This window comes from Acutalibacter sp. JLR.KK004, from assembly GCF_036941085.1.
Classification (GTDB): Bacteria; Bacillota; Clostridia; order Oscillospirales; family Acutalibacteraceae; genus Acutalibacter.
Window position 1 is genome coordinate 2523158 of sequence record NZ_JAYMNQ010000001.1, and the last position, 13966, is coordinate 2537123.

Consider the following 13966-nt stretch of genomic DNA (forward strand, 5'->3'; position numbering starts at 1 on the left):
GCCTGCCACCTCCTTACTCCACGATCTTGCCGTCCTCAATGCGGACAATCCGATCTGCAAGACGGGCTATGTCGTTGTTGTGGGTAATCATCACGACAGTTTGTCGGAACTCCGCACTGGTGCGCTTGATAAGCCCCAGCACCTCGGCGCTGGTCTTGCTGTCAAGGTTGCCGGTCGGCTCGTCGGCCAGCACGATAGCCGGTTTTGTAATCAAGGCGCGGGCGATAGCCACACGCTGCTGCTGGCCGCCGGAAAGATTGTTCGGCATATTTTTCAGTTTATCTTCCAGCCCCAGCAGATGAACGATCTCGTTCAAAAACTTCTGATCCACCGTGTCCCCGTCCAGCTCCACCGGCAGGACGATGTTCTCATACACATTCAGAATAGGAACAAGGTTATAGTTCTGGAAGATAAAGCCGATGTTGCGGCGACGGAAGATGGTAAGCTGCTCGTCGTTCATTTTTGACAAGTCTTTGTCCCGGACAATCACATTGCCGGAAGTAGGGGTGTCCAGCCCGCCCATCATGTGAAGCAGGGTAGACTTGCCGCTGCCGGAGGTTCCTACAACAGCCACAAACTCGCCGTCCTCCACGGAGAAGTTCACACCGTCAAGGGCGCGGGTAATGTTCGGCTCTGTGCCGTAATACTTTTTCAGGTCGATCGTCTGTAAAATACTCATAAAATTCAATCCTTTCTTTGTTTATTGTAAATGTGGAACGCTGCTGCGCCGGTGGCCGCCAACTGTACCAGAATCAGCACCGCGAACAGACCGAAGCTCTCATAGTAGAACAGTTCATCCAAAAACAGGAGAACATCACAGAGAGCAGTCAAGGCAACCGTCCAGCGGATGTGCCGAGCCAGCCATTGCCGGAACACCAGCACAAGGGCAACGGGCGGGACGATCAGCAGCGCCAGATTCAAAATCAAGGTCGGGGTCAGTTCCATTGCGTCGCCTCCTTGCTTTTGCTGATAAGGGTATTGTAAAACCCAAATGTCCGCGAAATGTTACAGCGGTCAAAAAATTTCATCGAAAATCGGGGTGAAATGTTACAGCACTCGGACATTTCAAAATCAGTCTGCCATTTTGATCCGTTCCACCAACGAATTTCTGCATTGAATTTTTAGACAGATAGCAGAAATTATAATCGGTGTTATTATTAAGCAGACACCGTAAATCAATAATGGAATAAAAGGAAAAGCGTATTGAAAATAAGTTAATCCATTTGTAGATAATATCCGTACTAACAAATAACCCATCGAGGTTCCTGCCACAAGCGTAATAATCAAGCATGGAATAATCAGTAAGACGCTTTCATGCAGCAACATTTTCTTTATCTGCTTTTTTGTCATACCGATAGACTCCAATATTCCAAATTCTTTTCTCCTTGTACTGATACGACTAATCAAGGTGTTTGTCAGATTAAAAATGCTAAACATAATGACAAAGGCAGATACCCCATAAACTTGTACGCTAGTATTATGAATCGTATTTGCTGAAGATGCTTTTACCTCTTGTAAGGTTTCCATTACCAAATCAGGGTGTTTGGACAGTATTTCATTTAACTTGCTTTCTACTGATTTACCCACTTTTTCATATTCGGGTACGGACAAAGTTAAAGAAGCTGTTAAATCCATATCTCCCCACAACTTTTCTATGGTTTCTTTTGGAAGATAAAAACCCTCATTCATACTTTTTTCGGAAGTACCGGCAATTAAAACATCTGTGCTGTGTTCAATTCCATCGAACCATCGTAATGTCTCTTTTTCTCCTATTGATGGGCAAGTATGATAGACTTCGTTCTGTACGCTTGTCCCTAATATAACCATAGCGTTTTGTTTCACCAATGTTTCGTATGTCCAATCGACAGGAAGCGTTTTCAAAATTTCCTCCTGATTATCAGGTGTAATCGGAATAATGGGAATTTCTAATTGTTCATCGTGATACTCAATAATGGCTGCGGTTCTCTCCGTAGCATAAATCTCTTTAACTTCCGGGATTTGTTGCAATTCTTCCATGAGTTCCTGTGAAAAAGGCGTATCAACTTGATACTCCGAAATGCCATACGGTTTCGGGTTGACTAATGTATTGTGGTTAATCGTAATATAATATTCTCCATCTTCCAAATTCCCCATTCTCGCAAAGGAATCTGGATTCCATGATGATATAAAAGTGGCTCCAACCATAAATAAAATCCCACCGATTGCAAGTGAGGCAATCGTCAGATTGTGTTTTTTTCGATCCTGCTTTTCGCTTAATACAGCTAAAGAATACGGTGAGAGACGAATATGATTTTTCCTTTTCCGCGCTTTACTTTCTTTCAGTTCTGAATCATTTCCAACATATTTTGTTGCTTCAATGGGGGGAATTTTTGAAGCTATTTGTGCAGGCTTATATATGGAAATTTGTACGATGATAATGCCTAATATTATTGCGAAAATACTTGTAGCTATGGCATTGAGAATCGTTATCCCATTCGGCTCTAACAAATATGCAAATATGATACCTACTGCAATACCGGCAGGTATTCCGAACAGGCAGAAACGATACCCCTCTTTACGAATCATCCGCTTAATTTGTTTTTCTGTCATGCCAATAGTTTTGAGCTGTCCAATCTGCTGCACTTGATTTGATACCGAAAGGTAGAATACACTGTATATGACAATCCCACTTGAAAATGCAATAAAAAGCGTAGCTAAAAGAACACTTCCCATTCCTGATCCACTAATAAGTGAGGAACAGAATTTGCTATTAAAATAAAGTTGATTCCTACTTATGTCTTGCGATGAAGCAAGACGATATACTGTATTCTCAAAATCAACAAGTCCCATTTCTGTCGCACCATTTACACGAATCAAAGCACTATACGGAATATCAGATAATAACACGCCCCGTTCTGCATATGCCGGGGAGACATAAAAGTAATATGTTCCTGTTTCCACATTATCAGTAAAACCAGTAATGATAAAATCCTCTGTTTTACTCTCCGCCGTTGGTAAAGTGATGGTATCTCCTATATTTAGCTGATAGCCCAGCTCTAATTGAACATTTTTATCAATTACAATTTCATTGTACTGTTCTGGACGGGTTCCACTGACTAATTCATAAGATTTTATAATTCCAAAACCAGTCGGCATATAAACCGCTTCAAATTTGATCCCATCCATCAGAAAACTATTACTATGCTTAAGGTCAGTACGTATAAAGGACAAGACGAAAAACAACACATAATAAGGCAGTTACCGAAAAAGCAAACCTTTGTGACAAAATCAAACAGGCAGAAAAAAGCACGATTTGACAATCAACGCCAATCGTGCTTTTTTCATTCTTGAAAAGGAGGGCACTCAATGTCGAGCGTAACTTTATCAGACTATTATTGCGGCGATGAAGAAATACGGTTTTCACACTTCCGCATCCCCCGCCAGCTTATCACCCATTCTCGCTTCAAGCCCCTGTCTGCGGACGCCAAGTTGTTATATGGTATGTTGCTGAATCGTATGAGCCTGTCCGCCAAAAATGACTGGCACGACAACTCCGGGCGGGTTTATATTTACTTCACTGTAAAAGAGGTTTGCGAGGTCATAGGCTGCGGGCGAAACAAGGCCATGCGGTTATTGGCAGAGTTGGATACCAGCAAAGGAATCGGCCTGATTGAGCGAATCAAACAGGGCCAGGGGAAGCCGGACAGGATTTTTGTCAAGCGAATCACTATGCAGGAGCATATGGAGGCACCCGATCAAGGCCCTGCCGCACCCATTTTGCCGGCTGATTTTTCCGACGTGCAGAGGTCGGAAAAATCGACTTCAAGGCATCGGGAAAATCGACGTCTTGAGGTTTCAAAAGCAAACCCGAATTATACTGATAAAAACCAAACTGATTTTATTCATACTAATCAATCCATCTATCCCCCTACCCCCACCGCAAACCAGGCGGTAATGGATAGATACGAGCTAAGAGAGGAACCCAGGAAAAATAGTATGTCTTATGGGCTTTTACAGTTTTTCTACTGTTCAGCACGATGTTGGGGAAATGCGTCTCACCGTGAGACGCATTTCTTTTGTGGAAAAAACGCCGTTAAAAAAGGAATCATCTACCCAGCAACACCACAACGGACAGCGCCGCCGAAAGGCGGTGCTGTCCGAGCAAGTATGTCATTTGTTAAACACAAACGACCCTTGTTAGGGGGCACTGCCCCCTTAAAACCCCCAGCCCACGAAAAATACGTCTCACCATGAGACGCATTACGAAAGGGAGACTGCCATGCGAAAACGTGAACATTTTATCGGCCTATGGCTGGATGATACAGAGTATAGGCACCTGCTGAAACAATGCGCTCTGTCGGGCCTCAATGCCAGCGCCCTGATCCGCCACAGTATCATGGGCATGAACATTCAGCCAAAGCCGCCTGATACCTACGCCGCCCTGCTGCAGGAGTTGTCGGCAATCGGGAACAATGTAAATCAAATTGCATATTGGGCCAATGCCACAAAAGGCATCAGCAAAACAGAACTTGCAGAAGCTGCTGCTCTTATCCGGCAGACGTGGCGTTTGGTGAAAGAGACGCTGTAACGTGATAAGGCGGCACAATCCGGGGTATGCCCTCTCGGTGGAGCGGATTTTACACCACCGTCCTTTGCCCGTCAAGGCCAAGGCAAGCCGCGCCGTCCGCAAGCGTCCGGCGCGGGCCTTGACAGCCAAAGGCCGCCGGTGCTTTTTGTGACTAAGGGGGCATACCCCAAAACCGGCTTGCGCCGGTTTTTCTGTTATGGGTAAAGCCAGCGTTTCCCGGAGAGTGCGGTGATCATTGTCAGGAAAAGCGGCAGACGCTCATGAGACCAGCCAACTCTTTAATGTGTCTCACCGTGAGACGCATTAAAAGTTCTCCATTTTAGTAGTATCTTACTTCGTCTTTCAGAGTTGCGAAGTATATGAAGAAGAGCTATACTATGCGAATAAAGGATTTGAGTTCTAATGACGTTAGTTGACCAAATATAGACTTTTCTCTGATAGTATAAACGATATAATCTTTGACACGCACAGCGGAAAGGAATATAAAATGATACCTAAAATTTTGTTAGTTGACGATGAAGCTGCTATCAACAATCTAATCAAACTGCATTTCCAGACCGAGGGCTATCTTGTCTATACCGCATCAGACGCAGAAGAAGCCGCTCAAATGCTGTCCCATGCCCCCGACCTGATTTTGCTGGACATCAATATGCCGGAGGTTGACGGACTGGAATTTTGCAAAAAGGTACGCAATCACATTGACTGTCCCATTATTTTCCTGACCTCCCGTGTCACCGAGCAGGATAAGATTATCGGCCTGCGGGCTGGTGGGGACGATTACATTACAAAACCGTTCAGCCTGGACGAATTGACGGCGCGTGTGGAAGCCCATCTTCGGCGGGAAAACCGCACACGGCATGGCGGCAATGCAAGAATATTTGGCGACCTGTTCATTGACTATGTGGGGCGGTGTGTGTACTGCAACGAGCAGATCATCCCATTCTCAAAAAAGGAATTTGACATCATCGAATTTCTCTCGCTCAATGCCGGACAGGTCTTTGACCGGGAGCGGATATATGAGCGGCTTTGGGGCTATGATGCCGAGGGAAGCAGCGATATACTAAAAGAGCATATCCGCAGAATACGCACGAAGCTGGCAGCGGCGACCAGCAAAAATTATATTGAAACAGTTTGGGGGTGCGGATATAAATGGGTAAGCTGAAAAACCTCTCCATCAAAAAATCATTCTGCTTTATTGTTATCGTTACGGCCATAGCTGTAATTCTTTTGTCCGCTGCTTCGGTACGAATTTGCTCTAATATACGAGATCAAATCCTGCTTCCCCACGCCTATATTTTTCAGCCGTCTGTTGTTCAGCCGGAGGGAAACGGAAAATTCACCTTGGAAGCGAGCGGCGGCCCGGCGAACGGTGAGGTATCCGAATTTACAAATCAGGAAGTGATCGTATTTGAGACCGCTCAAACGCTGATGGTTCTCCTACCCGTCCTTTTCTCCTTTGCAGGCATCGCCTGCGCCAGCTCGATATTTTACCGCATTAAGTTGAAGGAGCCTCTGGATGCGCTCAAGCAGGGCATTGTTCACATTGCAGACAATGATTTGTCTTTTTCCATAAGCTATCAAAAGCAAGATGAATTGGGCCAACTTTGCGGGGCATTTGAGACTATGCGGCGGGAGCTGCTGGATAATAGCCGGCGGATGTGGGCTTTGCTTGATGAACGGAAGAAAATCAACGCCAGCATTTCCCACGACCTGCGAACACCAATCACCGTGATAAAAGGATACAGCGAATATCTGGACAGGAACATTGGCAAAGATATACTTACGGCGGATGGAACGCGAGAGATTGCCGGATATATCCATGAAGCAGCCAGCAGATTAGAGGATTATGCAAATTCCGTCCATGAGGTACAAACCCTGGAGGATATGAGCCTGGACTACAAGGAAATTGCGTTACCTGATCTGATGAAAGAAATGCAGACCCAACTTTCTATCCTGTCTGAACAGCACCAAACAAACATCCATTTTTCTGCGAATTTGCCGGAGCGGACGGCTTCCCTCGCCCCCGCCGCTGTGTTTCGGATCGTGGAAAATATTGTTTCCAATGCCCTGCGATATTGTAAATCGAAGATTGACCTGGACTTTTCTTATTCACAGCCTTTTCTTAAAATCACAGTAACGGATGATGGGAAAGGCTTTTCGGCGCAAGACCGGGCCGAGGCAGTCAATTACTTCTACAAGGGCAAAAAAGAAAAGGAGCATTTCGGCATCGGCCTGACGATCTGCAAAATTTTAGCGGAGAAGCATGGCGGCACGATATTCCTTGACAATGCGCCGGACGGCGGGGCAAGAGTAACCGTAAAACTAAAAATTGAAGAAGTTTCTCCATTGTGACGGAATGTAGACTTTTCTCGATTAAACTCTCCTTATCAACTCGAAAGGAGAGTTTTTCTTATGGAAATAAAAATCCAAGCCCTAAAAAAGAACTACGGGCAAAAGACAGCACTGGACAACATTTCCCTCACCATTGAAAACGGTATGTTCGGTCTGCTGGGACGAAATGGAGCGGGGAAAACAACACTGATGCAGATATTGTCCACCCTGCGGAAGCCGACCTCCGGCAAAATTATATTCAACGAAATCCCGCTGGAGGATACCCAGAAAATCCGGCCCCTCATTGGCTATCTGCCGCAGGAATTTTCCCTGTACCCGGATATGTCGGTGTTGGAGATCATGCGCTATCTGGCCGCACTGTCCAATCTTTCAGCGGAGGTACAGCGCCAACGCATCCCTGATCTGCTGCAAAGGGTAAATCTGTGGGAGAACAGGGAAAAAAAGGTACGGAAGCTGTCCGGGGGCATGAAACGGCGGCTGGGTATTGCCCAAGCCTTGCTCCATGACCCGCAGGTGTTGATTGCCGACGAGCCGACAGTTGGCCTTGACCCCCAGGAGCGGCTTCGCTTCTATGCCCTGCTGAACGAGTTTTCCAGCAACCGCATTGTGATCGTGTCCTCGCACATTGTCAGTGACATTGAAACGGTATGTGAAAAGGTGGCTGTTCTGGACGCTGGGAAGCTGCTGTTCACTGGAACCGTAGAGGATTTGGCGCAAACGGCGGCGGGAAAGGTCTACGAGCTGACTGTCCCCAAGAGCAGACAGGCGTCCATCCAAAATGAATATTGCGTCCTGTCCAGTCAGGGCCATTTGGCGGATGTGAAAATCCGTGTCCTCCATGACAGTGAGCCGACGGTCGGTGATCCTGTGACCTGTGAGGCCACGGTAGAGGACGGCTACATGGAAATGCTTCGGCAGTTGGAACAGGGGGTGAAAAAATGATGCGCTTGTTTGGAATGGAGTGCAAAAAGATAGCCAAAAGCATTTTATATTGGGTGCTTGTCCTGGCGCTGCTGGCCGTCAGCTTTTATCAATATGATCCCTCCGTGGAAAGTGAGCTTCGGCGTACTAACGACCCCGCTTCGGTGTTCTATACCGCAACCGACGGAAACTACGCAGAGGAACGCGATGCCGTCCCCAATGCGGCGATGGAACACGCCATGATGATTGGGGCCACAAAACTCTTGATGTATAATTACCGCGATAACTGCTATCAGTATTACCCCTTTGGCTATGTCAAGGAGAAAACCATGTCCGCCAAGGAACAGGCTGTGATCCTCCAATACCTGATGGAGCTGACCGGGCTTAGTGAACAGGAGTTGGCCGGGGCAAAAGACGGAGCGGGAGATACCAATGATACCAATATCGGTGACGTTCCCATCTCCGGCGGCGGTGCCTTTGTCCTGGATCCGGGCAAAGGAGGCATAAACGAGGACGGGCAGTTTATCATAAGGCCGGACGAATGGCAGTACGTTCCCAGCGATGGCACATCTCCCGAAACGCCGTCACAGTCAAGCGGCAGCTTTGAAATACAGGTGTCGTTTGAACGTTTCAAAGAAATCATGGAAGAAGTCAATCGGATGATTGGGCGCAACTCCTATTTTAGTTGGACAATGCTGAAACTGTACTACTTCGGGAACGACATGGAGGAAGCTCCCATCACCGAGCGGCAGCACCGGGAGTTCTACGAGGGCGACCGGGTGACCGGCGCTTTTGCTCGGTACTACTGCGACAGCATTTCCCTTAGAGTGCTGTTCCTCCCGGCCTTTGTAATTGTTGACCTGATGCTGCGGGATAAGCGCCGCAAAATGCGGGGTTTGACTTACCCAAGAACGATCTCTAGCGCAAAGCTGATCTGTACCCGTTACGCCGCCGCAGTCTGTATGACCATGCTCCCTATCCTCATTCTGCCGGTCAAATCCCTGGTTGTGCTGATGCGGTACTGCGGCAGCATTGGCGTCCAAGCGGATGCGCTGGCTTTTATCAAGTACACCCTCGCGTGGATTTTGCCCACGGTTCTGCTGATTATGGCAATCAGCCTGGTGGTGACGGCGCTGCTGGAAAACTATACAGCGATCCTGCTGGCCGGTCTGATCTGGCTGGTTGGCAATCCCACTGTCGATAAGCTGAACGGTGGAAATTACGGCCTGTTCGACCTTATCATCCGGCACAACACCCTGAAAGGCTACGGGCGGATGATGGAGAATATTCAAATGCTGGCACTAAACAGGATTACTATTTCCGTTATTGCCCTGGCGCTTGTGGGGTTGGCCGTCTTTGTGTATAGCAAAAAGCGGAAAGGAGGGCTGACCTTTGGACGCCAAAAATCTGCTCACCATCACAAATTCAAACTTACGGCTGAACATTAAGCAGACCCTTTTCCCAGCAATTCTGCTCCTGTTCGTTATTCCGCTGATATACGGGACTTCCAACCTCGACAGCGTGAAGTCTGCGGATTGTCTGGAACGAATGGTGGCACTGATTGGACTTCCTATGTTCGTGCCGCTGCTAAAGCCGGAGCAGGACAGCGGCATGGACGCGATTATCACTTTTCGGCCCTTTCCATATCGGATTGTCACTGTGCTGCGGATGGTGCTTTCACTGATCTGCACAGTTGCACTTGTTCTTGTTTTCGAGGGATATATGACCATTGGCGGATGTTCATTCCCGGCGTCTGTTTTTGCGCTCCGAACACTGGCGGTAACTATGACGCTCGGATTTATCGGGCTTCTGGCAAGCGCCGTATCAAGAAATACGGTAATTGGATTTTTGGTGTCGTTCTGTTGGTACTGTGTCCTGCAAGTGGAGAATATAGGAGCTATTTTCAAATCCGTTTCAAATGGCATCAGCGTTTACCAATTCTTCTTGCTGTTGGGGAGCGGTGCGGCGATTATCTTTTTTAGCGGACTTCCCTTTGAGAAAAAAGGACAATCGGCATAGGAAATACCAATGACAAGATTTGAGCTATTTAATGAAATCATGTTTGAAGCCTACTGCAAAAAGGCGGTCAGCAATGCCACAAAGAAAGAACGTCAGAAAAAATCCAAGCGGGGACAGATAGAGCAATCCCTCTCCACACTGACAGATGCCGCACTTTATAGTTTGGCGGCAGAGAGCAATGAAGCGGAACAGCCGGAGGAATTATGCCAGACATTCCACGTTCAAGGAATGAATATCCCTGTTTACAATCCAAAGCTGTCTAAAGCGTTGACCTACTTAATCCCAAAAGACCGGGAAATCATTTTGCTTTATTATTTCAAAGGGCTGAAACACACTCAAATTGCCCCGCTGGTACATATAGGCGCATCCGCTGTTTCCCGGCGGAGCAGAGCCGCAACTAAACGGCTGCGGGAATTGATAGAGAACGCTCCATGAAGCGAGTACCTTTTAATATCATCCAGGCGGCAAAGAGATTTGACGCTGAAGCCGTCCAGTTTGTACTCCAGCACTTTGAGGGCTTTATCGTAAGCCGATGCCTATGCCGTTACGATGATGAATACGGAAATACACATTTTCATGTGGACGATGATCTGTATTATCAAGCGAAAATCGCGTTGTTCAGAGCCATCGACAGCTTTCAATTCAAAAAGCCGCCCGATGATTTTATGCCATAGCCGAGAAATGCGTCTCACGGTGAGTAATGTCATTAAGCTAGCCGCGAAGAAAGAAACGGCAAAAGGCAATGGGATTCCGAAGGAAATCCAGAAGGAGCTTATCAGGAAAAAGAGGCAGCAAAAGCAGACGGAGGCAGCTCCGTCAGAAAAAGGATATAGAAAAGGTCAGCGAGCGGAGGCATAGCAGGCGGAAATGCGGTTACCCGTGATTTTTGGCCTTGGGGCGGTGCGTCCGGGGCGAAGCGGGAGCAGTCTTCGTCGGAGAAGCAGGAGCGGATCAGCGGCGGAGCGGCGCAGGAAAGCACAGCAGGCAAAGACAGCGTCGGAGAAATTGACATGACGCTTGTATTTGGCTGTGCCCTGAGACGCGTCCACAGCCCAGGCAGCGGCCTGGGTGAAATTAAAGATGAGGAAACTGGCGAAAACCTCCTGGAGGACAAGGTCCGGCTTCTTTGCGTGAAGATGGATGAGACCCACGGCGTATTTCAGGCTGCGGAAGGAGGTCTCAATGCCCCAGCGTCTGGCGTAGAGGGCTTTGAGGGCGGCGAGGGGGAACCGGTCCGGGTCGAGATTGGTGATAAGGGTTTCCGTATTGCCGCTGTCGGTCTGCAAACGAACAACGCGAAAGGATATTTCGTAGAAATCCGGGCTGTTCGACTCTAAAAAGTCAAATGTCATTGTGGGCGGGATACGGTAATAGGACTTGGGGACGGCGATGCCCCGGGTCTCCAACTGCCGCGGCGTCAGCCGGCCCAGGGTGAGTTTGAGGGGAATGTCGAACTCCAACTGGTCAGGCAAAGGCATACCGTATGCAATGCCCCGAGCCTTGTCCCGAATACGGATCAGGTAATTCCAGTTCCGCTTCTCCAGGTGGGCCAGATTGTTGCAGGATTCGTAATTCCGGTCAGCCAGCAGGATCACCTTTCCGGAAACGCGGGAGCGGTCTGCCATCTGGCACAGGGCGCTGCACTCGTTCTTTTCGTGCTCCTTCTGCACGATCAGGTCGGTATAAATGCCGTTTTCCAGGTCAAAGAGCGCATTCATGTGCCAGAGGTTCCAGCCGTGCTGTCTGGGCGTGCCCGGGCGGTAGGAGGCTGGGTCCTCCGGGTAGGCGGCGGATTTCAGCGACGAGCCATCCACTGCCAGCAGACGATGGCCACGAAAGGTCTTCCCAGGGCGCAGCAGGGCTGTGAAGCGGTGGAACAGCGTCTCCAGCGCCGCGGGCAGCAGCTTCTGCCGCTGCTGGACAAAGGCCGAAGCCGACGGTGTTTTTTCGCTGTTTTGAAACCGTCCGATCAGTATTTTTCCAATGCTGTTTTCGCTCATGGTCAGCAGCAGGGATATGACCGTTTCGAAGGTCAGCGTCCGGGGACGGGTAAAATCCCGCCCCGGCTGCCTGACGTATTGTTCTGGGTGCTCCCCCATTTTCCGGATCATAGAAAGCAGCATTCCCCGCAAAAATTTTGGTGTATATTTCATGTGCGGCGTCCCCCCCGAAAAGCAAGTTTACTTTTCAGGGCTTCGCCGCACATTTTTCCTCCTTTGTCAACCCATTTTTACATCTTTTTTGACTTTATTTTCTCCCTATTCCCAACTTAATGACATTACTCACGGTGAGACGCATTTCTTTGTATCGGCGTTACAATTCCAATGCAAAAATTGTTGTATCAGGCAGGTAAATAAAATGTTTTGACTTGTTTTGAGTTTTATTTCAGTTTTGGCTATTCGGCATCGTGATACATACAAAGGGCGAAATCAAGACGTAAGAAACAGGAACAGCAACCAATACAGCGATTGCTGAAAAATGTGTCTCACGGTGAATAATGTCATTAAGCTAGCCGCGAAGAAAGAAACGGCAAAAGGCAATGGGATTCCGAAGGAAATCCAGAAGGAGCTTATCAGGAAAAAGAGGCAGCAAAAGCAGACGGAGGCAGCTCCGTCAGAAAAAGGATATAGAAAAGGTCAGCGAGCGGAGGCATAGCAGGCGGAAATGCGGTTACCCGTGATTTTTGGCCTTGGGGCGGTGCGTCCGGGGCGAAGCGGGAGCAGTCTTCGTCGGAGAAGCAGGAGCGGATCAGCGGCGGAGCGGCGCAGGAAAGCACAGCAGGCAAAGACAGCGTCGGAGAAATTGACATGACGCTTGTATTTGGCTGTGCCCTGAGACGCGTCCACAGCCCAGGCAGCGGCCTGGGTGAAATTAAAGATGAGGAAACTGGCGAAAACCTCCTGGAGGACAAGGTCCGGCTTCTTTGCGTGAAGATGGATGAGACCCACGGCGTATTTCAGGCTGCGGAAGGAGGTCTCAATGCCCCAGCGTCTGGCGTAGAGGGCTTTGAGGGCGGCGAGGGGGAACCGGTCCGGGTCGAGATTGGTGATAAGGGTTTCCGTATTGCCGCTGTCGGTCTGCAAACGAACAACGCGAAAGGATATTTCGTAGAAATCCGGGCTGTTCGACTCTAAAAAGTCAAATGTCATTGTGGGCGGGATACGGTAATAGGACTTGGGGACGGCGATGCCCCGGGTCTCCAACTGCCGCGGCGTCAGCCGGCCCAGGGTGAGTTTGAGGGGAATGTCGAACTCCAACTGGTCAGGCAAAGGCATACCGTATGCAATGCCCCGAGCCTTGTCCCGAATACGGATCAGGTAATTCCAGTTCCGCTTCTCCAGGTGGGCCAGATTGTTGCAGGATTCGTAATTCCGGTCAGCCAGCAGGATCACCTTTCCGGAAACGCGGGAGCGGTCTGCCATCTGGCACAGGGCGCTGCACTCGTTCTTTTCGTGCTCCTTCTGCACGATCAGGTCGGTATAAATGCCGTTTTCCAGGTCAAAGAGCGCATTCATGTGCCAGAGGTTCCAGCCGTGCTGTCTGGGCGTGCCCGGGCGGTAGGAGGCTGGGTCCTCCGGGTAGGCGGCGGATTTCAGCGACGAGCCATCCACTGCCAGCAGACGATGGCCACGAAAGGTCTTCCCAGGGCGCAGCAGGGCTGTGAAGCGGTGGAACAGCGTCTCCAGCGCCGCGGGCAGCAGCTTCTGCCGCTGCTGGACAAAGGCCGAAGCCGACGGTGTTTTTTCGCTGTTTTGAAACCGTCCGATCAGTATTTTTCCAATGCTGTTTTCGCTCATGGTCAGCAGCAGGGATATGACCGTTTCGAAGGTCAGCGTCCGGGGACGGGTAAAATCCCGCCCCGGCTGCCTGACGTATTGTTCTGGGTGCTCCCCCATTTTCCGGATCATAGAAAGCAGCATTCCCCGCAAAAATTTTGGTGTATATTTCATGTGCGGCGTCCCCCCCGAAAAGCAAGTTTACTTTTCAGGGCTTCGCCGCACATTTTTCCTCCTTTGTCAACCCATTTTTACATCTTTTTTGACTTTATTTTCTCCCTATTCCCAACTTAATGACATTACTCACGGTGAAACGTATTTTTAGGAAACT

14 protein-coding genes are annotated in these 13966 nt (G+C 48.9%); 9 read left to right on the forward strand and 5 right to left on the reverse strand.

Going from position 1 to position 13966, the window contains the following annotated elements; genetic code table 11:
• Positions 1-13 precede the first annotated feature (13 nt).
• The 3 genes from VSQ30_RS13700 to VSQ30_RS13710 all read right to left on the reverse strand — a co-directional run bounded on the left by VSQ30_RS13700 (position 14) and on the right by VSQ30_RS13710 (position 3165).
• Entirely contained in the window at positions 14-679 is a 666-nt protein-coding gene (locus VSQ30_RS13700; RefSeq protein WP_135975257.1) for an ABC transporter ATP-binding protein, read from the reverse strand.
• A 5-nt stretch (positions 680-684) separates the two neighbouring features.
• Positions 685-945, reverse strand: a complete 261-nt coding sequence (locus VSQ30_RS13705; protein WP_135975196.1) for a hypothetical protein — start codon at positions 943-945, stop codon at positions 685-687.
• A gap of 126 nt (positions 946-1071) precedes the next feature.
• Positions 1072-3165: an ABC transporter permease gene (locus tag VSQ30_RS13710; RefSeq protein WP_277820572.1), complete on the reverse strand. Its 2094-nt coding sequence runs from the start codon at positions 3163-3165 to the stop codon at positions 1072-1074.
• Between the two features lie 180 nt (positions 3166-3345).
• Here VSQ30_RS13710 and VSQ30_RS13715 point away from each other — a divergent pair, with 180 nt between their 5' ends.
• The 9 genes from VSQ30_RS13715 to VSQ30_RS13755 all read left to right on the forward strand — a co-directional run bounded on the left by VSQ30_RS13715 (position 3346) and on the right by VSQ30_RS13755 (position 10533).
• Positions 3346-4233 carry a replication initiator protein A gene (locus tag VSQ30_RS13715; RefSeq protein ID WP_135975198.1) on the forward strand — a complete coding sequence of 296 codons (888 nt, stop codon included), beginning with the start codon at positions 3346-3348 and terminating at the stop codon, positions 4231-4233.
• A gap of 25 nt (positions 4234-4258) precedes the next feature.
• Positions 4259-4567: a plasmid mobilization protein gene (locus VSQ30_RS13720; protein ID WP_135975200.1), complete on the forward strand. Its 309-nt coding sequence runs from the start codon at positions 4259-4261 to the stop codon at positions 4565-4567.
• A 487-nt stretch (positions 4568-5054) separates the two neighbouring features.
• On the forward strand, positions 5055-5729 hold the full coding sequence (locus VSQ30_RS13725; RefSeq protein WP_135975202.1) for a response regulator transcription factor: 675 nt from the start codon (positions 5055-5057) through the stop codon (positions 5727-5729).
• Positions 5717-6919 (forward strand): HAMP domain-containing sensor histidine kinase, encoded by a 1203-nt coding sequence (locus VSQ30_RS13730; protein ID WP_135975204.1) that lies wholly within the window; start codon positions 5717-5719, stop codon positions 6917-6919. Before VSQ30_RS13725 ends, VSQ30_RS13730 begins: the two co-directional genes overlap by 13 nt.
• Before the next feature lie 60 nt (positions 6920-6979).
• The gene (locus VSQ30_RS13735) at positions 6980-7861 is read left to right on the forward strand and encodes an ABC transporter ATP-binding protein (RefSeq protein ID WP_135975206.1); all 882 of its coding nucleotides are present in this window, start codon (positions 6980-6982) and stop codon (positions 7859-7861) included.
• Positions 7858-9288, forward strand: coding sequence for a hypothetical protein (locus tag VSQ30_RS13740; RefSeq protein WP_135975208.1), 1431 nt, complete (start codon positions 7858-7860; stop codon positions 9286-9288). Before VSQ30_RS13735 ends, VSQ30_RS13740 begins: the two co-directional genes overlap by 4 nt.
• Positions 9233-9859 carry a hypothetical protein gene (locus tag VSQ30_RS13745; protein ID WP_135975210.1) on the forward strand — a complete coding sequence of 209 codons (627 nt, stop codon included), beginning with the start codon at positions 9233-9235 and terminating at the stop codon, positions 9857-9859. The genes VSQ30_RS13740 and VSQ30_RS13745 overlap by 56 nt, the downstream gene beginning before the upstream one ends.
• A gap of 9 nt (positions 9860-9868) precedes the next feature.
• Positions 9869-10294, forward strand: coding sequence for an RNA polymerase sigma factor (locus tag VSQ30_RS13750; RefSeq protein ID WP_135975212.1), 426 nt, complete (start codon positions 9869-9871; stop codon positions 10292-10294).
• Positions 10291-10533 (forward strand): helix-turn-helix domain-containing protein, encoded by a 243-nt coding sequence (locus VSQ30_RS13755; protein ID WP_135975214.1) that lies wholly within the window; start codon positions 10291-10293, stop codon positions 10531-10533. The genes VSQ30_RS13750 and VSQ30_RS13755 overlap by 4 nt, the downstream gene beginning before the upstream one ends.
• Before the next feature lie 165 nt (positions 10534-10698).
• Here the strand turns inward: VSQ30_RS13755 and VSQ30_RS13760 are convergent, their stop codons facing one another.
• Positions 10699-12012, reverse strand: a complete 1314-nt coding sequence (locus VSQ30_RS13760; protein ID WP_135975216.1) for an IS4 family transposase — start codon at positions 12010-12012, stop codon at positions 10699-10701.
• 483 nt (positions 12013-12495) lie between these two features.
• Positions 12496-13809 carry an IS4 family transposase gene (locus VSQ30_RS13765; RefSeq protein ID WP_135975216.1) on the reverse strand — a complete coding sequence of 438 codons (1314 nt, stop codon included), beginning with the start codon at positions 13807-13809 and terminating at the stop codon, positions 12496-12498.
• Positions 13810-13966: the final 157 nt, after the last annotated feature.

Bases quoted from the DNA above. Each gene is read 5' to 3' on its own strand.
- VSQ30_RS13700 (WP_135975257.1), bottom strand. From the start codon at position 679: ATGAGTATTTTACAGACGATCGACCTGAAAAAGTATTACGGCACAGAG.
- VSQ30_RS13705 (WP_135975196.1), bottom strand. From the start codon at position 945: ATGGAACTGACCCCGACCTTGATTTTGAATCTGGCGCTGCTGATCGTC.
- VSQ30_RS13710 (WP_277820572.1), bottom strand. From the start codon at position 3,165: ATGGATGGGATCAAATTTGAAGCGGTTTATATGCCGACTGGTTTTGGA.
- VSQ30_RS13715 (WP_135975198.1), top strand. From the start codon at position 3,346: ATGTCGAGCGTAACTTTATCAGACTATTATTGCGGCGATGAAGAAATA.
- VSQ30_RS13720 (WP_135975200.1), top strand. From the start codon at position 4,259: ATGCGAAAACGTGAACATTTTATCGGCCTATGGCTGGATGATACAGAG.
- VSQ30_RS13725 (WP_135975202.1), top strand. From the start codon at position 5,055: ATGATACCTAAAATTTTGTTAGTTGACGATGAAGCTGCTATCAACAAT.
- VSQ30_RS13730 (WP_135975204.1), top strand. From the start codon at position 5,717: ATGGGTAAGCTGAAAAACCTCTCCATCAAAAAATCATTCTGCTTTATT.
- VSQ30_RS13735 (WP_135975206.1), top strand. From the start codon at position 6,980: ATGGAAATAAAAATCCAAGCCCTAAAAAAGAACTACGGGCAAAAGACA.
- VSQ30_RS13740 (WP_135975208.1), top strand. From the start codon at position 7,858: ATGATGCGCTTGTTTGGAATGGAGTGCAAAAAGATAGCCAAAAGCATT.
- VSQ30_RS13750 (WP_135975212.1), top strand. From the start codon at position 9,869: ATGACAAGATTTGAGCTATTTAATGAAATCATGTTTGAAGCCTACTGC.
- VSQ30_RS13755 (WP_135975214.1), top strand. From the start codon at position 10,291: ATGAAGCGAGTACCTTTTAATATCATCCAGGCGGCAAAGAGATTTGAC.
- VSQ30_RS13760 (WP_135975216.1), bottom strand. From the start codon at position 12,012: ATGAAATATACACCAAAATTTTTGCGGGGAATGCTGCTTTCTATGATC.
- VSQ30_RS13765 (WP_135975216.1), bottom strand. From the start codon at position 13,809: ATGAAATATACACCAAAATTTTTGCGGGGAATGCTGCTTTCTATGATC.